We start from the raw sequence: 26,652 nt of genomic DNA, 5'->3' as shown, positions 1-26,652 counted from the left end.
CCCGTTCCCGAGTCGGCGAGCGACATTGTGCCGCAGAGCTCACCCACCGCACCGCCCCGCACCCCACCGCCCCCGTCGGGCCTCCGGCCACGGAAGATCGGCGTCTCGTGTCAGAAAGTGCAGGTCAGCACAGTGTTTCGACAAGAGATCGCGATCTTCCGGGCCGACCCGAGACTCAGCCGACGGGGGCTCCGATCAGGCCGTCGCGTCCATGCGCTCGCGCAGGGTGCGTGGGCGCAGGTCGGTCCAGTTGGCCTCGACGTAGGCCAGGCAGGCGTCGCGGGTGTCCTCGCCGAACACGGTGCGCCAGCCCGCCGGGACGGCCGCGAACGCGGGCCACAGCGAGTGCTGGTCCTCGTCGTTGACGAGCACCAGGTAGCGGCCGTCGGCGTCTTCGAACGGGTTGGTCATCGGTGCGTCTCCTTCTCGGTGCCGGGCGTGCCCGGCGGGATCTCCAGCCCGGCCGGGGCCGGGGTGTACAGCTCGGACAGGGTGCGGGTCGGGTCGGCCACCGCAGCGGTGAGCAGCCGCACCAGGTCGCCCGCCATCCGCTCGGCGGTCGGCCGGTCGAAGCGGGCCGTGGCGTACTCCAGCTCCACGTGCACCGGGTTGTCCCCGGCGGGTTCGTAGAAGCTGACGGTCAGCTCGGCCCGGACCGTGCCGGTCGGGATCTGGCTGAAGCGCAGCGCCTCGTCGCCCAGCCGGGCCTCCTCGTGGTGCACCACCATGACCCGCAGCCCGTCCCTGATCGGACCGGCCGCGTCCCACACCGCCGCGAACGGCACGTCCTGGTGGTCGAGCGCCGCCAGGTCGGCCGCCCGCACCCGCCCCAGCAGCCGCGTGAACGGCGGATCCCCGGACGTGTCGGTGCGCAGCACCACCGTGTTGTAGAAGCATCCGGCCAGGTCGGCCAGCGCCTCCTCGGTCCGCCCGGCGGCGAGGCTGCCGATCGGCAGGTCGGTGCCGCAGCCGTAGCCGGTGAGCAGCGCCGCGAACGCCGCCTGCACCACCATGAACATGCTGGTGCCGCTGCGCCGGGCCAGCTCGTCGATGCTGCGGTGCAGCGCCGCGTCGAACAGGAACTCGACCGTCTCCCCGCGCCGCGACACCTCCCCGCCGCGCGGCCGGTCCGCGGGCAGGTCCAGCTCCGGCATGCCCGCCAGCGTGGTGCGCCAGTACCCCAGCTGCCGCGCGTGCCGGCTGCCGGCGTCGGCCGGATCGCCGAGCAGCGCGTACGCCCAGCGCGTGTAGTCGGCGTAGCTCACCGGCAGCGGCGCCCAGTCCGGGGCGGCACCCCGCAGCCGGGCGCCGTACGCCGTGGCCAGGTCGCGCAGCAGCGGCACCACGGACCACTCGTCCACGGCCAGGTGGTGCGCGGTGAGCAGCAGCGCCCGGTCCGGCACGCCGTGCTCGTCCGCGCCGATGACCAGCCGCGCCCGCAGCGGCGCCCGCTCGGTCAGGTCGACGGTCTCCCGGGCCAGCGCATCCAGCCGCGCCGCGAGCGGGGTGCCGTCGTCGGCGACCGGCTCCAGCACCCGTTCCGGCAGCGCGGGGCGCGGCACGCCGTCGGCACCGGGCACGGTGTGCAGCGGCTGGTGCCGCGTCACCACGTCGCGCAGCGCCGCGTCGAGCGCGACCACGTCCAGCCCGGACGCGGGCACCGCGAACGCGATGTCCCAGCCCGGCGCGGCCACCTCCCGGTGCAGCCGCCACGGGTGCAGCTGCACCGGCGCGAGCCGTTCGGCAGGCGTTCCCGCCTCGTCTCGTACCAGCGCCGGGCGGTCGGCGTCGGCCGCGTGGTCGAGGCGCTGCGCCAGCTCGGCGACGGTCGGGGCGTCGAAGACGTCGCGGACGGCCAGCTGCGCGCCCAGCGCGGTGCGGATCCGGCCGATCAGGCGCATCGACGCCATCGAGTGGCCGCCCAGGGCGAAGAAGCTGTCGTGCACGCCCACCTGCGGCAGGCCCAGCACCTCGGCGAACAGCGCGGCGAGCTGGTGCTCGCGGGCGGTCGCGGGCCGGGCGTCGCCGGCCAGCGAACCCCAGTCCGGCGCGGGCAGGGCCTTGCGGTCCACCTTGCCGTTCGGGTTCACCGGCAGCGGGCCGTCCAGCACCACCACCAGCGACGGCACCATGTACTCGGGCAGCGTCGAGGCGACGTGGGCGCGCAGCACCGCCGGGTCGGCGGGGCCGGCCGGGGACACGTACGCCACCAGCCTGGTCGTGTCGCCGGAGCGGTCGGCCACCACCGCGGCCTGGCGCACCGAGGGGTGCCCGGCGAGCACCGCCTCGATCTCGCCCGGCTCGATCCGGAACCCGCGGATCTTCACCTGGTCGTCGGACCGGCCCAGGAAGTCGATCGTGCCGTCGGCCTGCCAGCGGGCCCGGTCGCCGGTGCGGTACATGCGCGCGCCCGGCCCGGCGAACGGGTCGGCCACGAAGCGCGACGCGGACATGCCCGGCTTGCCGAGGTAGCCGCGGGCCAGGCCGCGACCGCCGACGTACAGCTCGCCGACGACGCCGACCGGCACGGGGCGCAGCCGCTCGTCCAGGATGTACGCGAGCGTGTTCGGGTCGGGGCGGCCGATCGGCACCGGTGCGTCCCACTCGGGCACGGCCCGCCACAGCGTCGAGTTGACCGTCGCCTCGGTGAGGCCGTACGCGGCGAACAGCTTCAGGTGCCCCGCCCAGCGCTGGATCAGGCCGGGCGGCACGGTCTCGGTGCCGACCAGCACGCACAGCCCCTCGGGCAGGTCGGCGTCGGGCGGCAGGATGGACACCAGCGACGGCGGCAGGATCGCGTGCGTGACGCCGTTGGCGTACAGCAGCTCGGACAGGGCCGGGCCGGGCACGCGGGCCTCGTCCGGGGTGACGACCAGCGCCGCACCGGTGCACAGCGCCATCGACACCTCGAACGCGAACACGTCGAAGCCGATCGAGGCGAACTGCAGCACCCGGCTGTCAGAGGTCACCCCCATCGGGTCCACGGCGGTCTCGACCAGGCTGCCGATGCCCTCGTGGGACACGGTGACGCCCTTCGGGCGGCCGGTCGAGCCGGAGGTGTAGATGACGTACGCCGCGTGGTCCAGCCCGGACGGCGGCGGCAGCACCGGCCGCACCGGCGTCGCGTCGTCGATCTCGTCGAGCACCAGCACCGGCGCGGCCGTCTCCGGCAGCAGCCCGCGCGCCTTGCCCGTGGTCAGCACCAGCGCCGCCGCCGAGTCCTCGGTCATGTACGCGAGCCGGTCCGCCGGGTGGTTGAGGTCCAGCGGCAGGAACGCCGCCCCCAGGCGGTTGACCGCGAGCACGGCGACGATCGTCTCCAGCGAGCGGGGCACCGCGACCCCGACGACGCTCTCGGGGCGTACCCCCCTGGCGGACAGCACCCGCGCGAGACGGCCGGCGCGCGCGGCCAGCTCCACGTAGGAGACCTCGCGCTCGCCGTCGATCACCGCCACCGCCTCGGGAGCCCGCGCGACCCGGAGGGCGAACGCCTCGGGCAGGGTCAGCTCGGCGACCCGGCGCGCGGTGTCGTTGAAGCCCCGCAGCACCCGCTCCCGCTCGCCGTCGACGAGCAGCTCCAGCTCGGCCAGCGGCCGGTCCGGACCCGCCCCCACCTGCCCGGCCAGCGTGACCAGACGCCGGCCCAGCAGCTCGACGGTCGCGTGGTCGAACATGGCCGCGCGGTAGGTCAGCAGGCAGTCCAGCTCGCCTGCCGGGCCGTCCAGCAGCTCGACCACCAGGTCGAACCGGGCCGTGGTGACGTCCAGCGGCTCGTCCGCGCAGCGCAGCCCGGCCAGCCCGGACCACTCGTCCACGTGGTTGCGGTGCACCACCATGACCTGGAACAGCGGGTTGCGGCCCGGCAGGCGGGGCGGGTTCACCGCCTCGACCACCGCGTCGAACGGCACGTCCGCGTGGGCGAACGCGGCCAGGTCGGTCTCCCGCACCCGGGCCAGCAGCTCGGTGAACGACGGCGACCCGGACAGGTCGGTGCGCAGCACCAGCGTGTTGACGAAGAAGCCGACCAGGTCGTCGAGGCCCTCCTCACCGCGCCCGGCGATCGGCGCGCCCAGCGGCAGGTCGTCGCCCGCGCCCAGGCGGTGCAGCAGCGCCGCCGACAGCGCGTGGGCGACCATGAACATGCTCGCGCCGCAGCGATTGGCCAGCTCACGAAGCCGGGCCGCGGTCGCGGCGGGCAGGCTCAGCGACACCGAGCCGCCGCGCGCGTCCGGCTCGGCCGGACGGGGCCGGTCGGCGGGCAGGATCAGCTCCTCCGGCGCCCCGGCCAGCGTCTGCCGCCAGTAGGCGAGCTGCCTCGCGGCGAGGGCGTCCGGGTCGGACGGATCGCCGAGCAGCTCCCGCTGCCACAGCGTGTAGTCGGCGTACTGCACCGGCAGCGGCGCCCAGTCCGGTGCGCTCCCCCGGGTCCGGGCCGCGTACGCCGTACCGAGGTCGTGCAGGAACGGCCCGTCCGACCACTCGTCGGTCGCGATGTGGTGCAGCAGCACCACCAGCACGTGCTCCCGGGCTCCGGCCTCGATCAGCGTGCCGCGTACCGGCAGCTCGGCGGCGAGGTCGAACGGTCGCGCCACGGCCTCGGCGACGAGCCGGGCGACGTCTCCGCCGGTCACCTCCAGCACCGGCCGCGCCTCGTGCACCGGAAGGATCCGCTGCGACGGCTCGCCCTCGACCGCCGTGAACACGGTGCGCAGCGACTCGTGGCGGGACACCACGTCGTGCAGCGCGTCGTGCAGGGCGGCCCGGTCCAGCGGGCCGTGCAGGCGCAGCACCAGCGGGAAGTTGTACGCCGCCGACGGGCCGCTGAGCTGATCGAGCAGCCACAGCCGCTGCTGCGCGGCCGACAGCGGCAGCGCGCCCTCCCGCGGCCGGGCCGTCAGCGCCGCACGCGGCGACGCCGCTGCTTCCGGGCTGATCCGGGCCGCGAGCTGCGCCACGGTCGGCGCCTCGAACAGGTCGCGGATGGACAGCTGCGCGCCGAGCGCCGTGCGGGCCCGGCTGACCAGGCGGATCGCCAGCAGCGAGTGGCCGCCCAGGTCGAAGAAGCCGTCGTCCACGCCGACCGCGGGCAGACCCAGCAGCTGCGCGAACAGCTCGCACAGCGTGCGCTCGGCGGCGGTGGCCGGGGGCCGGTGCGCCGCGCCGGTGAGCACGGTGGCCTTCGGCAGGGCGCGTACGTCGAGCTTGCCGTTGACGGTCAGCGGCAGCCGGTCCACGGCCGTCAGCGCGGCGGGCACCATGTAGTCGGGCAGCGTGCGCTTGAGGTGCGCCCGCAGCCCGCGCAGCACGTCGTCGTCGGCGCCGGACCAGCCCGGACCGCGGACCACGTACCCGGCCAGCCGCTTCGCGCCGTCGCCGGAGGCGTCCACGATCACCGCGGCGTGCGTGACGGCCGGGTGGGCGCCCAGCGCCGACTCGATCTCCCCCAGCTCGACCCGGTAACCACGGATCTTCACCTGGTCGTCGGTGCGGCCGAGGAAGTCCAGATTGCCGTCGGGACGGCGGCGGACCAGGTCGCCGGTGCGGTACATGCGGTCGCCCGCGGCGCCGTACGGGTCGGCGACGAAGCGCTCGGCGGTCAGCCCGGCCCGCCGGTGGTAACCCCGGGCCAGGCCGATGCCGGCGATGTACAGCTCACCAGGCGCGCCCGGCGGCACCTCGCGCAGCTGGGCGTCCAGCACGTACGCCCGGGTGTTCCAGATGGCGCGGCCCACGGTGGGGCTGTCGCTGTCCAGGGTGCCGCCGCCGAGCGTGTTGATCGTGTACTCGGTCGGCCCGTAGAGGTTGTAGCCCAGCGTGCCGGGGGTGTCGCGCAGCGCGGCCCAGACCGCGTCGGACACCGCCTCGCCGCCGAGCAGCACCAGCGGCGGCCGGTGCCGGCCCGGCCCGTCCGCCAGCAGCCCCTCCTCGATCAGGTGCTGGGCGTACGTCGGGGTCACGTTGACCACGTCGATGCCGTGCCGGTCGCAGTAGGCCACCAGCGCGGGCGCGTCACGGCGCAGCTGCTCGTCGCAGACGTGCACCTCGTGGCCCTCGACGAGCCAGAGCAGCTCCTCCCAGGACATGTCGAACGCGAACGACACCGTGTGCGCGATGCGCAGGCGGCGGCCCCCGGCGGCCTCGATCACCGGGTTGAAGATCGCCTCGCGGTGGTTGAGCTGCATGTTCGTCAGGCCGTGGTACGGCGTGACGACGCCCTTCGGGCGGCCGGTCGAGCCCGACGTGAAGATCAGGTACGCCGGGTGCGCCAGCCGCCCCGGCACACCGGGCGCGAACCCGGGGCGCTCGGCGTCGGCCAGATCGCCGCCGTCGTAGGCCGCCAGCTCGGCCGCCACCACCGGGTCGTCCAGCAGCAGCGGGTCCGCGCCGGCGGGCAGCCGATCCGCGACCGCCGACACGCTGAGCACGCACATCGGCGCCGTGTCCTCGATCATGAAGGCGAGCCGCTCGGCGGGCAGGTCCAGCTCCAGCGGCAGGTACGCGGCGCCCGTGCGCAGCACCGCGAACAGCGCCACCACCATGTCGGCGGTGCGCGGCAGCGCCAGGCCCACCACCGTCTCCGGGCCCGCGCCGCGGGCCAGCAGCAGCCGCGCCATCCGGTTGATCCGCGCGTCGAACTCGGCGTAGGTCAGCCGCAGCGCGCCGTCGACCAGGGCGGTCTCGTCCGGCGTACGGGCCGCCTGCACGGCCAGCAGGTCGGCCACGGTCAGCTCGCCGATGTCGTGCTCGGTGCGCGCCCACTCGGCGTCCTGCGCCGCCCGCTCGCCGGGCAGCAGCAGGTCCAGCTCCCGCACGGGCGCGTCCAGCCCGGCCACCAGCCGCTCCAGCACCAGCCGGAACCGCGCCAGCACGGCCCGTGCCGCGTCGCCGTCCACGATGTCGGGCCGGTGGTCCAGCCACATCCGGATCGCCCGCGCCGGGGTCACCACCAGCGTCAGCGGGTAGTGCGTCGCGTCCACCCCGGCCACGGCCTCGATGCCGTGCCGGGCGCGCAGGTCGGCGGTGGCGTCCTCGTCCACGAAGTTCTGCAGCACGTACAGGGTGTCGAACAGGGTGGCGTGCCCGCTGTCGCGCTGCACCCGGCCCAGGCCGACGTGGTCGTACGGCATCAGCGCCAGCCGCTGCTCCTGCACCCGCCGCAGCAGGTCGCCGCCCCGCTCACCAGGCTCGGGGCAGACCCGCACGGCGACCGTGTTCAGGAACAGGCCGATGATGTCCTCGACCCGCTCCACCTCGGCGTGCCGCCCCGCGACGGTCATGCCGAACACCACGTCGGTCCGGCCGGTCAGCGCCCCCAGGGCCAGGCCCCACGCGGTGGTCAGCACCGTGTTCAGGGTCAGCCCGCGCTCCCGTGCCACGGCGCGGACCCGCTCGCTGAGCTGCTCGGACAGCACCTCGTCGACCCGCTGCGGCACGGCCGGCGCCGGGGTGCGGTCGGCCGGCCCGACCAGCGTCGGCTCGGCCAGCCCCGCCAGCGCCTCCTGCCACGCCCCCGCCGCGGCCGCGTCGTCCTGCGCCGCCAGCCACGCCAGGTGCTCGCGGTACGACCCCGGCACGGGCAGCCCGGAGGCGTCGCCGTCGCGCTCGTACAGGGTGAACAGCTGCTCGACGAACAGCTCCTCCGACCAGCCGTCCCACAGGATCAGGTGGTGCGTGATGACCAGCCGGTCCCGGCCGTCCGGCAGCCGGACCAGCAGCATCCGGCACAGCGGCGGGCGGGCCAGGTCGAACCGGGCCACCCGGTCGGCGGCCGTCAGCTCGGCGGCGCGGGCCGCGGCCTGCTCGGCGCTCAGCGCCGTCAGGTCCACCTCGGCCAGCGGCAGCTCCAGCCCGTCCACCACGAACTGCACCGGTCGGCTCAGCCCCTCGCTGGTGAACCCGGCGCGCATCGCCGCGTTGCGGCCCAGCAGCACCGCACCGGCCCGCCGCAGCCGCGCGGCGTCGATCCGGTAGCCCAGGTCGAACGCGTCCTGTCCGGTGTAGACGTCCAGGCTCGCGGCGTCGTAGCTGGCGTGGAAGAACAGGCCCTCCTGTAACGGCGACAGCGGCCACACGTCGGCCACCGGACCCGGGCTCAGCCCGTCCAGCCGCGCCCGCTCCGCCTCGCTCAGCTCCACCAGCGGAGCCGAGCCCGGCACCGCAGCGGGATCGGGCTGCGCGGCACCGGACCCGTCGCGGTAGACCCGCACGTCAGCGAGCCCGGCGCGCTTCGCCCCGACCTCCGCGGCAGTCCCCGGCGCTGCGGCTGTCCCCGGCACGGGGGCGGCACCGGCCAGAGCGGTCAGTGCCGCCTGCCACAGCGCGGTCAGCGTGTCGAGGTCGGCGGCGGTCAGCGTGCCGTCCGGCCAGGTCCACGTCGTGGTCAGCACCGTGCCCTGCGGGCCCTCGGCCGCGACCACGTCGAGCTGCAGCGGGTGCGACAGCGCCAGGCCGCCGTTGACCTCGCCGATCGCCGCCGACTCGGGCGCGGGCGTCCACGCCGCGCCGGTCGCCGCCGGGAAGCGGCCGAAGTAGTTGAACAGCACCTGCGGGGCGGCCATCCGGGCCAGCAGCGGCGCGGTCTGCGCGTTCAGGTGGCGCAGCATGCCGTGGCCGAGCCCGCCGTCGGGCACCGCGCGCAGCCGCTCACCCACCACCGCGACCAGCGCGGGCAGATCGTCGCCGGCCTCCGGCAGGCGCACCGGCTGCACGCTGGTGAACCAGCCGACGGTGCGGGACAGGTCCAGCTCCGGCTCCAGCTGCTCCCGGCCGTGCCGCTCGACGTCGACGAGCAGCTCGCCGGTGGCGTACCCCCGGCGCTCCCGCCACCCGCGGACCGCGGTCGCCAGCGCGGCCAGCAGCCCGTCGGTGATCTCCCCGCCGAGCGCGGGCACCGCCGCCAGCAGCGCCGCCGTCGTCTCCGCCCCCAGCTCCGTCACCCGCCGCACCGCGGAGCTCTCGGCTCCACCGATGCCTGCTGTCGCGAGATCCGCCGCACCCGCCGCCGCCACGCCCCGCTGGGCCGCGCCCGCCTGGGCTGGTCCAGGCCGCAGCGCAGCTCCAGGCAGCAGATCCGCGCCAGGCGCCAGGGTGGCCGCCCAGTGCTCCAGCTCCGCCAGACGCTGCGGCTGCTGGGCCTGCGCGGTGACGATCTGTGCGTAGCGGCGCAGCGACGTGCCCACCGGCGGCAGCGCCGCCGCCACGCCGTTCGCCGCGTCCCAGGCGGCGGCCAGGTCCTCGAACAGCACCCGCCAGGACACCCCGTCGACCGCGAGGTGGTGCGCGGCGAGCAGCAGGCGTCCGGGCCGGTCGCCCCCGTCGAACCAGACGGCGCGCAGCACGCGGCCCACGTCCGGGTCGAGCAGGCCGGTCGCAGCGGCCGCGTGCTCGGCGAGCAGGCCGGGCAGCTCCGCTTCGTCCACGGTGGACAGGTCCACGCGGGACAGCAGGTCGACCGCGGACACCACGCCCACCGGCTCGGTGCGCAGGGTCCACAGCACCGAGGCGATGCGCTGCAACCGCAGCCGCAGCCCGTCGTGGTGGTCGAGCACCCGCTGCAACGTCGCGGCGATCGTGGCCTGGTCCGCCCCGGCGGGTGTGACCAGCAGCATCGGCAGCGTGAAGCGCTCGATCGGGACACCCGTGTCACGCAGCCAGTGCACGATCGGCAGCAGCGGGACATCGCCGACGCCGTCGGCGGGCACTGTCACCGCGGGCGTCGACAACTCCTGGGATGTAGACACAACTCCTGGGATGTCGGCGCCCACGGGGCCTTCCACCCGGGCCAGCTCGGCCAGCCGTCGCGGTGTGCGCGCGGCGAGCACGTCCCGCGGGCTGACCACGAGCCCGGCCCGGCGGGCCCGGCTGGACACCCCGATGGACAGGATGCTGTCCCCGCCGAGCGCGAAGAAGTCGTCATCCGCCCCGACACTCGCCACCCCCAGCACCACCGCGAAGATCGCGCCGAGGACACCCACCGGCCCGTCCAAGACCGTCCGACTTGCCTGGCAGTCGGGCGTATCTTGGGCGCACATAGGGCCATGTGCCTGGCAAGTCGGCCGATCTTGGGACGGCGCGGGCGACGCGGGCGAGGGCGCGGGGCGCGGGGCGGGGAGGGCGGCGCGGTCGAGTTTGCCGCTGGCGGTGCGGGGCAGCGCGTCGAGGACGACGAACGCGCTCGGGACCAGGGCCGGGGGCAGCGCGGCGTTGGCCGCCTCGCGCAGCGACACCGCGTTGAGGAAGTGCCCGGCGGCGGGGACGGCGTACGCGACGAGCCGGGTGCCGCCGGGGCCGTCGGTGCGGGCCACGACGGCGGCCTGGGCCACGTCGGGGCGCGCGGTCAGCCACGACTCGATCTCGGCGGGGTCGATGCGCACCCCGCGCACCTTGATCTCGTGGTCGGTGCGGCCGGCGTAGACCAGCGTGCCGCCGGGCCGGCGCACGACCAGGTCACCGGTGCGGTACATGCGCTCCCCCGGCGCGCCGCACGGGTCGGCGACGAAACGGGACGCGGTCAGGGCGGCACGGCCCAGGTAGCCGCGCGCGAGCTGCACGCCGGAGACGTACAGCTCGCCGGGCACCCCGTCGGGCACCGGGCGCAGGCAGTCGTCGAGCACGTACAGGCCGGTGCCCGCGACGGGGCCGCCGATCGGCACCGCCGCGCCGTGGCCGCCGTCGTTCGGCCACCAGGTGACCTGCACGGCCGTCTCGGTCGGGCCGTAGAAGTTGTCCAGCCGGGTGCCGGTGGCCGCGAACCAGCGCCGGGCCAGCTCACCGGTGACCGCCTCGCCGCCGCAGGAGACCCAGCGCAGGTCGCGAGCCCAGGACGGGTCCGCCACGACCTCGTCGGCGAGCAGGAACGCCTCCACCATGGACGGCACGAAGGTCACCGCGCTGACCCGGTGCGCGCGCATCAGCGCGGCCAGCTCGGCCGGGTCGTGCTGGGCGCCCGGCGCGGGCAGCACCACGGCGGCCCCGGCCGTGAGCGGCCAGAAGATCTCCCACACCGAGGTGTCGAAGGTCGCCGGGGCCAGCTGCAGCATCCGGTCCGCGGCGTGCAGGCCGAAGGTGCGCTGCGACCAGTCCAGCTGCGCGGCGATGGCCCGGTGGCTGACCAGCACCCCCTTGGGGCGGCCGGTCGAGCCGGACGTGTAGATGACGTACGCGGGGTGCTCCGGATCGACCGGCGCGGGCTCGCCCACGGCCTCGCCCGCGTCGGCGAGCACATAGGACAGGCCCGCCCGGCGCGGCAGGCGCGGCAGCAGGTCCGGGCTGGTCACCACGAGGGTCACCCCGGCGTCGGCCGGCACCGCGGCCAGGTTCGGATGCGCCGGGTCGACCGGCAGGTACGCCGCACCGGCGTACAGCACGCCGAGCATGGCCGTGACCTGCTGCGCCGAACGCGGCAGCGCGACGGCGACGACCCGCTCCGGTCCCGCGCCGCGCGCGGTGAGCCGCGCGGCGAGCGCTGCGGCGCGCCGCGCGAGCCCGGCATAGCTGAGCTGCTGATCGGCATCGATCACGGCCACCGCGCCGGGGGTCCGTGCCGCCTGCGCCGCGACCATTCCGGCCAGCGAGCCGGCGGCCTGCCACTCGCCGGGGACCGCCCCTGCGGCAAGGGTGCCGGCGGACTGCCGCGCGACAGGTGCCGTCACGGCGGCTCGGACCGGCTCCCCGCGCCGCGGTGCCGCGCCCATGCCCAGGTCGACGGCTCCCGCGACCAGGTCGGGCGTGCCCAGCACCGCGTCGAGCAGCGCGGGCAGGCCGTGCTCGATCCGGGCCAGGGTGATCGCGTCCAGGCGTGCCGGGTCGTACTCGACGACCAGCGACAGCGCGTCGCCCGGCGTGGCCAGCAGGCTCACCGGGTAGTGCGTGGCCTCGCGATACGACACACCGCCGACGCGCACGGTGCCGGAGGCGTCGCGCAGCTCGCCGGGGTCGGGCAGGTTCTCCACCGTGACCAGGGTGTCGAACAGCTCGGTGCCGGCCAGCCGGGTGATCGCGGGCAGGCCCAGGTGCTGGTGGTCCAGCAGCGCGGTCTGCGCCGCCGCGAGCCGGTCCAGCACCTCGCCGAGGGTGTCGTACGGCGACCACGTCAGCCGGACCGGCACCGTGTTGATGAACAGGCCGATCATCGACTCGATGCCCGGCACGTCGGTGTCGCGGCCGGACACGGTGCTGCCGAACGCCACGTCCCGGCGGCCGGTGAGGCGGCCCAGCAGCAGCCCCCACACGCCGTACAGCACCGTGCCCGGGGTCAGCCCCCGCGCGCGGGCCAGCGCCGCGAGCCGCGCCCCGGCGCCCTCGGCCACCGCGATCGCGACCTGGCGCACCTCGCCCCGGCCCGGCTCGGCCGCACCGTCTGCGGCGAGCCGCGTCGGCCCGTCCACCCCGGACAGCGCGTCGCGCCAGGCGCTCTCGGCCGCGTTCCGGTCCCGCTCGGCCAGCCGCCGCAGGTGCTCGCGATACGGGGCCACGGCGGGCAGGCGTACCCCCTCGCCGGTGGTGTAGAGGGCGACCAGCTCGCGTAGCGCGACGGCGGCCGACCAGCCGTCGGTGACGATGTGGTGGTGCGTGAGCACCAGGGTGTGGCGCTCGCCGCCGTGGTCGACGAGCAGGTGGCGCACCAGCGGCGCGGCGGCCGGGTCGAACACGGCCGCCTTCTGCTCGGCCAGGATCTGCTCGAACAGCTCTGCGGCGGGCGCGGCCGCCATCCGCGACAGGTCCACCTGCCGCCACGGGGCGTCGGCCCGCCCGGCGACCGCCTGCACCAGGCGCCCGTCGGCCAGCTCGTGGAACGACGCCCGCAGCGGCGCGTGCCGGGCCACGATGCCGTCGACGGCGCGGCGCACCGCGGCCGGGTCCACCGGCCCGTGCAGTTCGACGACCTGCTGCACCTGGTAGTCGCCGTCGCCCGCGTACGCGTGGAACAGCAGGCCCTCCTGCAGCGGCGACAGCGGCAGCACGTCGGCCAGGTCCGGCACCGCCGCCTCGAGCGCGTCCACATCGGCCTGCGTCAGCGTGACCAGCGGGAAGTCCGACGGGGTGTGCCCGCCCGCGCCCGGCACGGCCGCCGCGTCGGCCAGCTCGCCCAGCGCGTCGAACCAGCCCTGGGCCAGCTCGCGCACGGCCGCCTCGCCGAGCAGCGCCTCGGGGAACGCCCAGGTCACGCCGAGCGCCGGCCCGTCCGGCCCCTCCTGCGCGAACGCGTTGACCTCCAATGTGTACGGCGCCACCGGCATCGCGGCGTCGTACCCGCCGGCCAGCATGCCGACGCCGGGCAGCGCGGTGAAGTCGCCGTCCTCGACCCCGAAGCGGCCGAGGTAGTTGAAGCTGAGCTGCGGCTGCGGCAGCGCGGCCAGCAGGGGCGCGGTCTGCGCGTTGAGGTGGCGCAGCAGGCCGTATCCGGCGCCGTGGTCGGGCAGCGCGGCCAGGGCCTCCTTGACCCGCTTGAGCGCCGCGCCGAGGTCGGCCGGGTCGTCGCCGAGGTCGAGCCGCACCGGGAAGATGCTGGTGAACCAGCCCAGTGTCCGGGACAGGTCCGCGCCGGGCACCAGCTGCTCCTCGCGGCCATGGCCTTCGAGGGCGATCAGCGGCGGCGGCGTGGCGGTGCCGCGCGCGGCCCGCCAGCGGGTGATCGCGACCGCGAGCGCGGTCAGCATGACGTCGTCGACGCCCGCGTGCCAGGTGGCAGGCACGGTGGTGAGCAGCGGCGCGGTGCGCTCGGCGGGCAGGTGCAGCGTGAGGTGCCGGACGGTGGCCAGGTCGGCGACCGGGTCGAGGGCGCGGTGCGCGAACGCCGGGTCGTCTCCGGCCAGCATGCCGGTCCACAGCTCCAGCTCGGCGAACCGGTCCGGGTGCTCGGCCGCGGCGGCCAGCCCGGTGGCCCAGGTGCGCAGCGTGGTGCCGACCGGGCTCAGCCGGGGCAGGCGGCCCGCGGCGGCGTCGGCATAGGCGGCGGCGAGGTCGGGCAGCAGGATCCGCCAGGTCACCCCGTCGACGATCATGTGATGTAGCACCAGCAGCAGGTGCCCGGCCCGGCCGGGTCCGGCATCGAGCCACACCGCCTGGTACATCACGCCGCCGCTCGGGTCGAGCCGCGCGCTCGCCTCGGCCGCAGCCGCGTCGATGAGGTCACGCAGCGCGTCGCGGTCCGGAGCCCGCCCGGCGTCCGCCGTCGCGGTGTCCACCGGACCGGCGACGGCCGGGTGCGGCTCCGCGAGTGCGGCCTCGGCGCTGACGCGGTGCAGCAGGCCGGCGGCGGCCACCGCGCCGGGTGCGGCGACGATCAGGCGGCCCGCCCGCTCGGGTGTGGACCGCTCCAGGCGGGAGCGCAGCACGTCGTGGCGATCGGTCACGGCCTGCAGCGCGGCGGTCAGCGCCGCGCGGCTCGCCCCGGCGGGCAGCCGCACCGCCAGCCACTGGCTGAACGCGTCGATCTGCCCGCCGCAGCCGTCCAGCCACGACATGATCGGCGTCAGCGGCAGCTCGCCCACCCCGGCCAGCGGGTCTTCGGCGGGCGCGGCCTGCGCCTGCGCCGCGACCAGCGCGAGCCGGGCGACGGTGCGCTGCTCGAACACCTGGCGCGGGGTGACCGACAGCCCGGCCCGGCGGGCGGCGATGACGAGCTGGATGGACACGATGCTGTCGCCGCCGAGGGCGAAGAAGTCGTCGTCCACACCGACCCCGCTCAGCCCGAGCACCTGCTCGAACAGCCCGCACAGCAGGTTCTCCCGGCCGTCGCGGGCGGCGCCGCCGGTGGCCTGCGCCGTGTAGTCGGGCGCGGGCAGCGCGGCCCGGTCCAGCTTCCCGCTGGTCGTCACGGGCAGCCGGTCCAGCACCACGACCGCCGCGGGCACCATGTGCTCCGGCAGGAACTCCTGGGCGTACGCCCGCAGCACCCCGGGCGCCACCTCGCGTCCTTCGCGGGGCACCACGTAGGCGACCAGCCGGGTGTCGCCGGGCCGGTCCTGCCGGGCCAGCGCCGCGGCCTGCCCGACCGTGTCGTGCCGCAGCAGCACCGACTCGACCTCGCCCAGCTCCACCCGGTACCCGCGGATCTTCACCTGGTCGTCGGTGCGCCCGGCGAAGTCGAGCCGACCGTCGGGCAGCCAGCGCACCAGGTCACCGGTGCGGTAGAGGCGCTGCCCCGGCGTGCCGAACGGGTCGGCGACGAACCGCTCCGCGGTGAGGGCCGGCCTGCCCAGGTAACCCCGGGCCAGGCCGGGACCGCCGAGGTACAGCTCGCCCAGCTCGCCGACGGGCACCGGGCGCAGCGCGGCGTCGAGCACGTAGCAGCGGGTGCCCGGGTCGGGGACGCCGATCGGCACCCCGGCCAGCGCGTCCATGTCGGGATCGCACAGCCCCAGCGTCGAGTTGACGGTCGCCTCGGTGGGACCGTACGCGTTGAACATCTCCCGGCCGCGCGCGTAGCGGGCCACCAGCGCGGGCGAGATGCGCTCGGTCCCGGCGAGCAGGGTCGCGCCGTCGGGCAGCGCCAGCTCCTCGGGCAGCGCGGCGAGCAGCGCCGGCGGCAGGATCATGAACGTGATGCCGTGCGCGTGGGCGTACTCGGTCAGCTCCGGCCCCGGCACCCGGCGCTCGGCGGGCACCACCACCAGCCGCGCGCCGGTCAGCAGGCCCAGGCACAGGTCGAAGAAGGCCACGTCGAAGCTGGGCGAGGCGAACTGCAGCACCCGGCTGTGCGGCCCGACGCCCAGCCGCTCGGTCGCGGTGGCCAGCAGCTTCACGACCCCGGCGTGCGACACGACGACGCCCTTGGGCCGCCCGGTCGAGCCGGAGGTGTAGATGACGTACGCCGCGTTGTCCGGGCTCAGCGCCCCGCCGAGGTCGGCGCCGGACGGCGCGGTGTCCGGCCGGTGTGCCAGCTCGGCGACGACAGGCTCAGCGTCCAGCACGAGCAGCGGCGAGGTCGCTTCGGGCGTATGCGCACCGCGACCGGTCGCCGCATCGAGCACCGGCGCGAGGTCGGCCGTGGTCACCACGCAGACCGGCTGCGCGTCGGCGACCATGTACCCGATGCGCTCGGCCGGGTAGTCGGGGTCGAGCGGAAGATACGCCGCCCCCGCCTTGAGCACCGCGACCTGGGCGACGATCAGCTCCAGCGAGCGGGGCAGGCACAGCGCGACGACACGCTCCGGCCCGGCGCCCCGGGCGAGCAGGGCGTGCGCGAGCCGGTTCGCCGCCGCGTCGAGTCCGCCGTAGGTGAGGCTGGTCTGGTCGAAGACCAGCGCGATCGCGTCACGGCGCGCCGCGACCTGCGGGGCGAACAGCGCCGGCCAGGTCGCGGGCGGTTGCGCACAGTCGGTGTCGTTCCACGCCACGAGGATGCGGTGCAGCTCCTCGTCCGGCACGGGCTGAGACACGGTCTCGGTCACGGGAGACACCTTTCGGGGGATGGTGCGGGTGGCGCAGACGGGCTGGACGGAGACCGACTCACCGGATGGTAAAGTAAGGCTAACCTAATTACAAGATTCGCGGCTTTTGTACAGGTCAGCGCCGCGTCATGCGAAGAGGCCCCCGAATCGTCCGTAGACGTTTCGGGGGCCTCTTCGAGGTGTGACAGCCGGTCAGGCTCCGATGCTGGCGGTGATCCAGGCCGTGGCCGCCGTGAGGCCCAGCTGTCTGGCGAAGTCGAGGGCCCAGCTGCCCGCGTCGGCGAGGTACCGGCGCACCGCCGGCTCGTCACGCTGGCGCGCCGCGTCCTCGGCGTTGCGGACGGCGTCGGCGACCGTCTGCTCCGCGGGCGTGCGGGCCACACTCACGATCATCGAGCGCAACGTCGCGAGCTCCTGCGTGAGCGTGGTCAGATCCGCCGTCACCTGCTGGACCTGGTGGATCGAGCCGGTGTTGTGCTCACCACCGATCGATCCTGCGGCCACCGGCCCGTTGAAGTTGAACTCGTCCCGCGACGACGTGGTCATGGCGTGCCCTCCCTGAGCGGTGACGTGGATGCTGGAGATGTGGTGCAGTCGCTGGGTGAGCCGTTCGATGTCGTTGCGGTAGCGCTCCTCCCGGTCGCATCTGCGCAGCACGCTCTGCAGGAGCATCTCCATGTTGCCGCTCTCGGGGCGCTGCGCGACGACACCGACGATCTCGTTGCGATTGGCGATACGCAGGGCGTCGTTCCAGAAGCTTCGTGCCTTCTTGACCGAGCGCCGGCACAGCTCCCACTCCTGGTCGTCGATGGCGCGCTCCGCTTCTGCCAGCGCGGTCCAGGACTCCGCGTGGCACAGCTCCATCCGCCGCAGCATGAGCGCGTTACGGGTGTGCCCGGCGGCCATCGCCTGGTCCACCAACGTGGTGAACAGCCGCACGGACTCGCGTCCCGACTCGACCGCCGACCGGAAGTTGCCCGTCTGCAGATCGCGCAGGTTCTCCACGAGACACTGCAGCGCCTGAACGTTGGTCAGCCCACTGATCAGCTCCGTACGCAGCTCGGCGATGTTGCGGATGAGATCGTCCTGACCGGTCTGCTCGACCTCGGGCAGGCTGTCCTCCACCTGCGCCAGCAGCTCCTCGTAGTGCACGCGGGTGCGGTCGAAGTTGTGGTAGGCGTTCGGGTAGTTGCCGGCCCGCACCTCCCGCATGCCGTGCAGCATCTCCCGGGAGGCGCTGCCCAGCAGGTAGCGCAGGCCGCCGACCCCGGCGAGCGGCAGCTCGCTCTCGCCGAGCTGCTCGTAGTAGTCCATGGCCATGGTGTTGAACCGCTCGGACTGGTCCAGCGACCCGTTCACTCGCTGCTCGTCGGCCCGCGCCGAGTATTTCTGACCCTCCAGCAGCATGATGTACCCGCTGGCCGCGTCCCGGTACAGCTCGATGTCCTGGCGTTCCTCGGCGGTCAGCGTATCCGCCTGCCGCGCCAGCTCCCGGGTGATCACATCACGCAGGGTCACGTTGAGGCCGATGATCTGGTCCAGCAGCTCGACGCAGCTGTCGAAGTCCAGCTCGGCCAGGTGGCCCAGCGCACGAGCCTGCAGCATCCCCTCCAGCTCCGACTCACGGCCGACGTAGTCGCGCAGCTGCGCCACGGTCAGTTCGGTGGCCGCCTCGAAGCCTTCGACCTGGCTCAGCAGCGCCTCGGGATTCGTCGGCTCAGTCATCGGGACCCCTCATCTCCGGGACGGCGCTCACGGCGAACGGAACCGCGCCGTCCGGCCGGCGGTGCACCAGGATGCGGGTGCCCGGCGCGGGAGAGGTCTCCAGAATCCAGCGGTTGAGCGGGGCGCGCACCCACTGCTCCAGCAGGGGCGTGCGGATCTCGCGCGCGCCGTAGGCGCTGCCGTTGGCGGTGATCTCGTCGATGACCGCCCGGTCGATCGCCGGACGGTCGAAGACCACCTCGTGGCCGCGTGTCCGCGCCGACGCGGCCAGCAGCCCCAGGAACTTGCTGACGATGTCCCGGATCACCGGCTCCCGGAGGATGTCGAAGACCACCACGCCCCCGCCGATCCGCCCCAGCAGCTCCGGCCTGCGGATGGCCAGGAAGTGCTCCTGCACCGCCTTACGGAACAGGTCGCGGATCGTCGCGTACGGGGTGTTCTGGGTGACACCGTGGTTGCGCAGCTCGCTGGCACCGATGTTGGACGTGAAGATCACGATGGTGTGCGAGAAGAAGACCGTCTGCCCGCGTCCGTCGGTCAGCCTGCCGTCCTCCATGATCTGCAGAAACTTGTCCAGCACCTTGGGATGCGCCTTCTCGACCTCGTCGAACAGCAGCACGCTGAACGGCCGCTCCTGCACCCAGTTGGTCAGCGCGCCGCCCTGCTCATGCCCGACGTAGCCGGGCGGGGAACCGGTGAGGCGCTCGCTGGAGTGTGGCTGGTCGTACTCGCTCATGTCGAAGCGGATCAGCGCCGACTCGTCGTCGAAGACGAGCTCCGCGATCGCCTTGGCCAGCTCCGTCTTACCGACACCGGTCGGCCCCACGAAGAACAGCACACCCTTGGGTTTCGCCGCGAACTGCTCGTCCGACGCCGCGAAGTCGACCCCGACCCGCGAGTTGACCAGCACGTCGTGGACCGCCGCGACCGCGTCGGGCTGGCCGATGACCCGCTGGCCCAGCAAGGCCTCGGCATTCTTGATCTTCAAGATCTCCAGGCGCTCCCACGGATCGTCACGCAGCCCGAACCGGTGCCGGGCGACCAGGCGCCGAGCCGACGTCGGCGGGATCCGGGCGAGGTGCGAGGTGACCTCCACCGAGCAGATGTCGCGCACCGTCATGCCGTCGGTCAGGCTGGCCATGGCCGAGGTCGCGGCCCGGAGCTGGCTCGGCGTGAGCTGCTCGCCTTCGTAGTAGTGCCGGAGCCGGCCCTCTACCAGCGCCGCGCGCTCCGCGACATCCGGACGCTCGGCCAGCACCGACGCCACGTACGGGCTGTCGGTGTGCAGCCAGGCCGGCAGGGCGGCCCGGTCGGCGGAGACGAACACCATGGTGTTGCGCAGCCGCTTGTGCTCGCCCGGCGCCTCGGCCGCCTCGGCGAGCATCCTGCGCAGGAAGGCGACGTGCCGCAGATGGTCGCTGCTGCCCGCGGCCCGGTCGCCCAGCAGCAGCTCCGCCGAGTCGATCAGGACGGCGCACGCCCGATCCGGCTGGGTCATCAGCCGGTGGAGCACCGACAGCACGTCGGCCAGGTTTCGCGGCTCGGCCGTCTGACCGGCGGCGATCTGCGCGCGCAACGCGTCCGACGCCTCCTGCAACCGGGCGGCGCGCGCCGCGCTCGGGCCGGCCGGCCCTCCCCCGCCCGCCGCCGGCACCGCGACCGGGTGCGCCGCCGCCGGCCCCGCCGCCCCCTGCTCCGTCACCTGCAGGAACGGGGCGGTGAACAGGCGGGAGGCGTCGTCGTAGTAGGTCAGCCCATCCGCCAGGCCGTACCGCACGACCACCGGGAACCCGCTGACCGAGAGGAAGTCCATGACCGCCGCGGGGAAAGGCTGGTAGGTCTCGCTCCACCGCACCAGGTCGTCGACGTTGCCGTGCACCACGAGGCTGCGGCCGCGTTGCAGCTCCTGGTACGCGCGCAACAGCCACGCCGCCGCAGGAGGCCCCGCCGCCGTCATGCGGGCCGCTCCTGGGTGTGCTGCGCCGGCGCCGGGCGCTGCTCCGCCCGCCGCTCGTCGGGCCGGACGTGCCCTCCGTCGTCCCAGCGCACGCCGCCGGCCTCGAAGCCCGCCTGCTCCACCGACCGGTTGAGCACGGTGATGACCTCCACGAGGTCGGTGCACGTGCCGCCCTCGACCACCCCGGCGTCGGACTGGTGGAGCATCTCGGCGTTCGAGTAGACCATACGGTGCCCGCCGCCGCCGTCCTCGTCCTGCACGACCACGGCGAGCACGTCCCCGTCGAGCGCGCGGGCACGCAGCGAGATGGTTCCCGCCTGGTCCTCGTCCAGGCTCGACAGGTCGATGACGTACCCGGTGGACGGCATCGAGGCCGCCAGGGCGCGCACCAGCTCCCGCCGGGCGACGATCCGGTCGATCTGCTCGTCGAGCGTGGTCTCGGCGGTGTCCAGCGCGCGCTGGGCGCCCGCGGCCTCCGCGCCGATCCGGTCGAGCCGGTCCGCCGCAAGGTCGGCGCGCAGGCGTACGAGCAGGCGCTGGGTGTCCGAGCCGCCGGACAGGTGCACCCGGGCCGCGGCGGCGTCGTTCTCCAGTACGGTGAGCCGGGCCTGCAGGCCGTCCACCGCGAGCGCCGCCTGCCTGCGGCGGGCGTCGCGCTCCGCCTTCGCCCGCGCTTCGGCCTCGGCCCGCAGCCGCGCCAGCTCCTGCTCGCGGCGCCGCTGGCGCTCCGCACGCTCACGTTCGGCGCGTTCGGCGCGCTCCCGGCTGCTCTGCGCGGTGCTGTACTTCGGGGATCCGCTCATGGCGACTCCTTCCGGTCAGGAATGGTGAGGTCGAGACGTGCTTCCAGCCGCTGCCTGAAGTCAGGGATCACGGGTACGCCGATCCAGCGGAGGCCGCCGTCGTCGGCGACCTCCAGCTGCAGGCCCTGGCTCTCGTCGGCCAGGCCGGCAAGATCGGCATGCCGCCCCGTCAGCAGGTGCACGCGCTGGTTGGACGATCCGCGCCAGCGCAGGTCGGCGTGCAGCCGCCGCACGTAGGGGCCGTCGACGAGGATGTCGAGCATGCCGAGCAGCGCGCGCTGTGCCGCGGTGCCGTGCGAGCGCAGCCGCTCCAACACGAAGCCGGTATAGGACATGACGGACAGATCACGTCGGCGACGGACCGCCGCAACCAGCTCGACCAGGGCCTCGGCCTGCGCGAACGGCTCGCCACCGGACAGCGTGAGGCCGTCCACGGCACTCTCGGCGATGGTCGCGGCCAGCTCCTCCACGCCGAGGTCCGTGCCGCCCTCGTCCGGGATCCACTGCGGGCTGACGCAGCCGGCGCAGTCCAGCGGGCACCCCTGCACCCACACCACGTAGCGGCGGCCGGGGCCGAGCACGTCGGCCGCCGGGTGCGTCGCCGCCACCCGGAGCAGGGACGCCCCGGTCATGCCGCCCTCGACAGGACGCCCACGCAGATGACCGCCGCCAGGACGGCCAGGACGGCGAACACCACCACCGCCCCGACCGGCACCTTCCGCTTCGGGCTGCTCGGCGCCACGGGGGTGGTCGGCACCGGCTGCGGTGAGTACACCTGCACCGGCACCGGGCCGGACCGGGGCGGCGAGTTCGCGAGCAGGCCGCGGTCCGGCACCGGCGACGTCACCGGCACCCGCACCGGCGGGGGCGGGGGCGGGGGCGGTCCGCCGACGTAGTACGGACCGCCGTGCTGCTTGACGAACGCGCACCAGCCACAGGCCGCCGCGGCGGGCGGGTAAGCGTGCCAGGAGTTGATCCTGCACTCCGTCAGCTCGCCCGCGGCCTGATGCAGCACCTCCTGCCAGGTCTTGGCGGCCGGGCGGTGGGCCGGGTCGGCCCGCCCGTCGTCGAATGCCTTCTTCAGCAACGCGTACACGGGCGGGGGCAGCAGGGTCGGCGGTGGCAGCTGCGTCAGCTCGACCAGGCTGCGCGGCTGGGTGACCCGGTTCGCGTTGCGCCTGATGTTCTCCTCGAGGGTGTCGCCGCCTCCCAGAGTGGGCACGCCCTCGAACGGGTGGTCGCCGCCGAGCAGCAGCCGGCAGATCAGCACGGCCAGCCCGAACGTGTCATGGTGGCCGCTGAGCAGGGCGTGCTGCGTCGACAGCAGCTCCGGCGGCGCGTAGATCGGAGTGAACTTCGTCGGCTTGTGGACGTCTCCGGTACGCCGGTCCACGAACTGCACGCTGTCGCAGTCCAGCAGGGTGACGTGGCCATGCTGGTCGACCACGAGGTTCGCCGGTTTGATGTCGCCAAGCACGATCTGCCGCTCGTGCAGCATCGCGAACAGCCGGGCGACGCGGGATGCGATCACCATGCGGTTGCGCCAGGAGGGGTCGTCAAGGCCGTGGTTCTGCGGCGTGTCGTGGTCGAACAGATTGTCCAGCGCGATGCCCGCCACGCGGGACATCAGGAAGCCGACGAGCTTGCCCTCCTCGTCGTACAGACCCGCCTGCGGCCACGCCACGTGCACGTGCTCCGCGCAGTCCCCGCTCCAGTCCGCGGGCGGCAGCTCGACGAGCGCCTCGATGCGGGTGCGGTGCAGATCCGTGGGCTCGATGTACAGCTTGGCGCAGATCCGCGGCTGGTCCTTGACCGACAGGACGTAACCTTCGGCGCCCTGACCGATCATCGGCTCACTCAGGTGCACCTGACGGCCGCCGCGCAGGAAGACCCGTTCGGCGCTCATCGGCGGTCCCGCAGCACGGCCAGCGCCATCGTCTTGTCGTCGTTGGAGGTGGCCGCCCACCTGTCTGAGCTGAGCAGGTGGTTGAGGGCGTACACGTCCTCCTGGGGGTCGTCGAGGTGGGTGAAGACGTGATGAAACCGCGCGGGCACCAGATGGTGCAGCTCGTCGTCGATGGTCTCGGCCTCGAGCAGCGCCTCCACCAGCCCGTCGGTCGAAATCGCCAGTCCCGTCACCCGAGGGTCGGCCACCACGAAGCAGGGGGGCTGCTGGTTGCGGCTGGGCGAGGTGAGGAACGTGGTGAGGCCCGCGTTGGACCGGTTGAGCGGCGGTGCCACGACCAGGTGAAGACCACCGGGCCGGCGGCGCAGCACCATGAAGCCGTCGCCGACGTTGAGCACGCAGAACCACGGCGGACACACCAGCACCGCCAGGAGCGTGGTGGCGAAGTCGTCGACGCTCACCGTGGTGCCCGAGCCGTGTCCCAGCCTGTCGCCCTGCTCCCGGATGGTGTCCGCCATGGCCAGCACGCGCTGGTCGAACCACTCGAAACACAGCTTGGTGAACCGGATCGTGGCCGACTCCCACCTGGCCCGGGAATCGCCGAGGTCGGCGGCGAACACCACAGCCGCGGCCTCGCAGGCGACGTCCACCGCGATTCGCGCCCCCAGCGCCGAGCGTTCCTGGGAGCCGGCACCGTCCGCGACGGCGAACAGGTGCCGGTCCGGTGCGACGCGCAGGCTGCGTACGGCGTCCTGGTTTTCCTTGCCGGCCTTGGTGTGGCTCGGCCCGGGGACCGAGACGGTGGCCAGCCGCCAGTCTGCGGCGAAGGAGCGGCCCATGCTACTTGTCCCCCTGGAGGAATTTCTGCATCGCCTTGCGCACTTCGTTGCGCTTGCGAACCGACTCGTAAAGCTCGTCGGCGTCGCCGTCGTTGGAGGCGCTGCGGGCCAGCTCCAGGCTGATCGACATCAGCTGGAGCACCGCGGAGAAGTCCACGTCGTCGATCTGATACGTCGACTTGGGCGCCAGCCCCTGCAGGACCGCGGCGTCGGCGTCGGCAACCCCGAACGAGAAGATGTGCAGGTGCTTGCCGGACTCCTGCCGGCGCAGCTCCGCGGCGACCTCGCGCCAGTCCGCCGACAGGTTGCCCTGATCGTCCGTCGGCAGGCCGTCGGTGACCAGGAAGATCAACGGGCGGTGCGCCATCGGGATGCCGCTGGTCCGCAGTTCGGCTTTACGCCGGGTGACCAGGCTCAGCGCCAGGCGGAGCGCCTTGGTCATCGGCGTGAAGCCACCACTTTCCAGGGACGGCGCGGTGAACGCGTTCACCGCCACGAAGTGGCTGGTCGCGCTCGTTCCGGTGATCGCCCGGACGCCGTCGTTGCCGAACGTGACGATCGCGACCTCGCCCACCCTGTTGATGTACTTGTCCTTGTCCAGCGCCTGCTTGAGCTCGGACAGGAACTTGTTGAGCTGGGCGATCCGATTGCCCTTCATGGACCCCGACGTGTCGAGCACCAGCGTGATCAGCAGCCGGCTGTTCGCCTGCCCACCCAATGCGTTGTTGGTCACTGCATCCCCTGCTTCATCGGTCTGACGATCACGGCATCCCTGGTGCGGTCGAACCAGACGACCTCGCATGGCCGGGCCGGTGCGACAGCGGTGGCGAGCCGCCGCTCAGGCACCGCCCAGAGCAGGAGGCCCTGGCTGACGACGTAGCCGCCCGCATCCGTGAGGCGGGTCCACGTCGTCACGGTCTCCCCGGCCACGGGCCACAATCCCGGCGGCAGCGGCGAACCGGCGGCCGGCGGCCCGCTCTCTTCGACCGGCTCGACCCTGCTGCCCTGCTCAGCAGTCGCAGTCGTGACCTGGCTGCCGGGCGGCGGGTCGGACTTCGGCTGCCGCGAGGGGGTGTCACCCGAAGCGCCGGGCTGCCCGTGTTGCTCGGCGTTGTGCCGGCCGCCGCCGGAGCGCCCCGCCACTTCGTGCCCGTGAGCAGGCTGGTCCGGCCCGGACCGCGGCTGCTTCCCGACGCCGCGCGCAGGATCACGGGGTACGTCCCCTGTCGGCGGCGCCGGCCGTCCGCCGACGCGTAACACCAGCACCATCACCAGGGCGATGAACAGGACCATCACCAGGGAGTAGGCGAACACTTCAAAGGCCAACATCACGCATCCTCTAGGACTGCCGTGGACCAGGCGGCTCACGCGGAGATCACGGCGAGCGCGCGCAGGCGGCCGCGTCCTCGTGATCCCGGCGGACTACTGACGGACAGCAGCCGTCATGTCGACTGGGACAGGGTCGAGTCGTGGCGCGGGCTGCGCCTGCCCGCGGACTACAGGGCAGTCGCCGGCGCAAGCAGCACCGCTGGGCCCGGATCTCGTCACGGCAGGCACCGCCGTACGAGCCGCCGCCAATCCAACGACCCCGGCGGCCCGCTCGGGTGGGGCCACACGCGCCGGTGCGATCTGCTGCCCTGGGACACCGCGGCCGCCAACGACCCCGATCACAGGCCGGTGGTCGTGTTCCACTCCGATGCCGTGACCCGCCGCGAGGATCGCACCACCTGGGCACGCCGTTCCGGGAGACGCTGACGGCGCTGGTGACCTCCGGCATCGGGCTGCTGGGCGGGGACCGGGTCGGGTCACTGCCCGCGACCGCGCGGCGCACCGCGTTCCTGAGCGAGGCAATCGTCTGGACCCCGCCGTCGCCCTGGACGGCGAAGGCCTACATATGACGGCCCCGGGGCACGCCGTCAGCTCGGCGTGCCCCAGGACCGATGGCTCAGCAGTACAGGTTGTTCCCGGCGGGCACGCCGAGGATGCCGACGAACTGCTGGTACTTGGTGACGCGGCTCTGCACCTGGGCGGGGTTGCCGCCGTTGCACTCGATCGAGCCGTTGATGCTGCGGATCGTCTCACCGAAGCCCGCGCCGTTGACCATCGCGTTGTGCGGGGTCATGGTGCCGGGGCCGTTCTGGGTCATCCAGTACCAGATGCCCGTCTTCCAGGCCACCGCGGCGTCGTTCTGCACCAGCCAGGGGTTGGTGAGCAGCGGCAGGCCCAGCGCGTTGCCGGCCGCGTTGTAGTTGAAGTTCCAGCTCAGCTGGATCGGCCCGCGGCCGTAGTACGCCGCCTGCCCGGCCGGGCAGCCGTAGGACTGGCCGGCGTCGCAGTAGTGCGGGTAGTTCGCGGTGTTCTGCTCCACGATGTACACCAGACCACCGGTCTCGTGGTGCACGTTGGCCAGGAACGCCGCGGCCTCCTGGCGCTGCACGGTCGAGCTGCCGGTCTTGGCGAACGCCGGGTACGCGCTCAGCGCCGCGACCAGGCCCGAGTACGTGTAGAACGAGTTCCGGCCCGGGAACATCTGGTTGAACTGGGCCTCGGTGACCACGAAGCCGCCCGGGTTGGTCGGCGGCGGGCTGCTGGTCGGCGGCGTGCCGGAGCAGTTGTACGGGTCCCAGTACCAGGTGCTGATGATCGGGTCGTAGCCCGGGTTGTCGTGCTCGGCGATGTAGTACAGGCCGTTGGTGTAGCGCACGATCGTGCCGGTGGTGTACCAGGTGCCGGCGGCCCAGTTCGGGTAGTTGCAGGTGCCGCCGGGCGGCGGGGTGGTGGTGCCGCAGGCGCCGAGGTCCTGCCACACGCCGGTGGTGCCGGGCGGGGCCTCGTTCTGGGTCCACCACTTGGCCTGGTAGTTGCGGCCGTTGTGGGAGACCTGCATGCCGCCGGTGTACACGGCCGACGACTGCCAGGCGGTGGCGCAGGCCGCGGCCGACGCCGCGGTGCTGGGGAGGATCGCCATCAGTCCACCCGCGACCGTCATGGCCACGAGCGCGATGATGGCGCGCAGTCTCGACATGGG

12 protein-coding genes are annotated in these 26,652 nt (G+C 74.0%); 1 reads left to right on the top strand and 11 read right to left on the bottom strand.

Annotation, left to right across the window (positions count from 1 at the left end):
• Window positions 1-195: 195 nt before the first annotated feature.
• From CS0771_RS20695 to CS0771_RS20650, 10 genes are all read right to left on the bottom strand, one after another.
• Window positions 196-411: an MbtH family protein gene (locus tag CS0771_RS20695; protein WP_212842521.1), complete on the bottom strand. Its 216-nt coding sequence runs from the start codon at window positions 409-411 to the stop codon at window positions 196-198.
• Window positions 408-16,394, bottom strand: a complete 15,987-nt coding sequence (locus CS0771_RS20690) for a non-ribosomal peptide synthetase (RefSeq protein ID WP_212842520.1) — start codon at window positions 16,392-16,394, stop codon at window positions 408-410. The genes CS0771_RS20695 and CS0771_RS20690 overlap by 4 nt, the downstream gene beginning before the upstream one ends.
• A gap of 192 nt (window positions 16,395-16,586) precedes the next feature.
• Complete coding sequence (locus CS0771_RS20685) at window positions 16,587-18,119, bottom strand: hypothetical protein (RefSeq protein ID WP_212842519.1); 1,533 nt, start codon at window positions 18,117-18,119, stop codon at window positions 16,587-16,589.
• Window positions 18,112-20,076, bottom strand: a complete 1,965-nt coding sequence (locus CS0771_RS20680) for an AAA family ATPase (protein ID WP_212842518.1) — start codon at window positions 20,074-20,076, stop codon at window positions 18,112-18,114. Before CS0771_RS20680 ends, CS0771_RS20685 begins: the two co-directional genes overlap by 8 nt.
• Entirely contained in the window at window positions 20,073-20,879 is an 807-nt protein-coding gene (locus tag CS0771_RS20675) for a hypothetical protein (protein ID WP_212842517.1), read from the bottom strand. The genes CS0771_RS20680 and CS0771_RS20675 overlap by 4 nt, the downstream gene beginning before the upstream one ends.
• Window positions 20,876-21,511, bottom strand: a complete 636-nt coding sequence (locus CS0771_RS20670; protein WP_212842516.1) for a 4Fe-4S single cluster domain-containing protein — start codon at window positions 21,509-21,511, stop codon at window positions 20,876-20,878. The genes CS0771_RS20675 and CS0771_RS20670 overlap by 4 nt, the downstream gene beginning before the upstream one ends.
• On the bottom strand, window positions 21,508-22,785 hold the full coding sequence (locus CS0771_RS20665) for a protein kinase (protein ID WP_212842515.1): 1,278 nt from the start codon (window positions 22,783-22,785) through the stop codon (window positions 21,508-21,510). The genes CS0771_RS20670 and CS0771_RS20665 overlap by 4 nt, the downstream gene beginning before the upstream one ends.
• Window positions 22,782-23,624, bottom strand: coding sequence for a protein phosphatase 2C domain-containing protein (locus CS0771_RS20660; RefSeq protein ID WP_212842514.1), 843 nt, complete (start codon window positions 23,622-23,624; stop codon window positions 22,782-22,784). The genes CS0771_RS20665 and CS0771_RS20660 overlap by 4 nt, the downstream gene beginning before the upstream one ends.
• Before the next feature lies 1 nt (window position 23,625).
• Window positions 23,626-24,357, bottom strand: coding sequence for a VWA domain-containing protein (locus tag CS0771_RS20655; protein WP_212842513.1), 732 nt, complete (start codon window positions 24,355-24,357; stop codon window positions 23,626-23,628).
• The gene (locus CS0771_RS20650; RefSeq protein WP_212842512.1) at window positions 24,354-24,953 is read right to left on the bottom strand and encodes a hypothetical protein; all 600 of its coding nucleotides are present in this window, start codon (window positions 24,951-24,953) and stop codon (window positions 24,354-24,356) included. Before CS0771_RS20650 ends, CS0771_RS20655 begins: the two co-directional genes overlap by 4 nt.
• A 434-nt stretch (window positions 24,954-25,387) precedes the next feature.
• Between CS0771_RS20650 and CS0771_RS39260 the strand changes: the two genes are divergently transcribed.
• Window positions 25,388-25,522 carry a hypothetical protein gene (locus tag CS0771_RS39260; protein WP_256442820.1) on the top strand — a complete coding sequence of 45 codons (135 nt, stop codon included), beginning with the start codon at window positions 25,388-25,390 and terminating at the stop codon, window positions 25,520-25,522.
• 47 nt (window positions 25,523-25,569) lie between these two features.
• Here CS0771_RS39260 and CS0771_RS20645 read toward each other — a convergent pair whose 3' ends face one another.
• The gene (locus tag CS0771_RS20645; RefSeq protein ID WP_212842511.1) at window positions 25,570-26,649 is read right to left on the bottom strand and encodes a glycoside hydrolase family 19 protein; all 1,080 of its coding nucleotides are present in this window, start codon (window positions 26,647-26,649) and stop codon (window positions 25,570-25,572) included.
• Window positions 26,650-26,652 lie beyond the last annotated feature (3 nt).

The sequence above is a fragment of the Catellatospora sp. IY07-71 genome, assembly GCF_018326265.1.
In the GTDB taxonomy this organism is placed as follows: Bacteria; Actinomycetota; Actinomycetes; order Mycobacteriales; family Micromonosporaceae; genus Catellatospora.
This window is presented reverse-complemented; position numbering and strand designations above follow the sequence as displayed.

Bases quoted from the DNA above. Each gene is read 5' to 3' on its own strand.
- CS0771_RS20685 (WP_212842519.1), bottom strand. From the start codon at position 18,119: ATGACTGAGCCGACGAATCCCGAGGCGCTGCTGAGCCAGGTCGAAGGC.
- CS0771_RS20650 (WP_212842512.1), bottom strand. From the start codon at position 24,953: ATGTTGGCCTTTGAAGTGTTCGCCTACTCCCTGGTGATGGTCCTGTTC.
- CS0771_RS20660 (WP_212842514.1), bottom strand. From the start codon at position 23,624: ATGGGCCGCTCCTTCGCCGCAGACTGGCGGCTGGCCACCGTCTCGGTC.
- CS0771_RS20665 (WP_212842515.1), bottom strand. From the start codon at position 22,785: ATGAGCGCCGAACGGGTCTTCCTGCGCGGCGGCCGTCAGGTGCACCTG.
- CS0771_RS20695 (WP_212842521.1), bottom strand. From the start codon at position 411: ATGACCAACCCGTTCGAAGACGCCGACGGCCGCTACCTGGTGCTCGTC.
- CS0771_RS20680 (WP_212842518.1), bottom strand. From the start codon at position 20,076: ATGACGGCGGCGGGGCCTCCTGCGGCGGCGTGGCTGTTGCGCGCGTAC.
- CS0771_RS20645 (WP_212842511.1), bottom strand. From the start codon at position 26,649: ATGTCGAGACTGCGCGCCATCATCGCGCTCGTGGCCATGACGGTCGCG.
- CS0771_RS20670 (WP_212842516.1), bottom strand. From the start codon at position 21,511: ATGACCGGGGCGTCCCTGCTCCGGGTGGCGGCGACGCACCCGGCGGCC.
- CS0771_RS20675 (WP_212842517.1), bottom strand. From the start codon at position 20,879: ATGAGCGGATCCCCGAAGTACAGCACCGCGCAGAGCAGCCGGGAGCGC.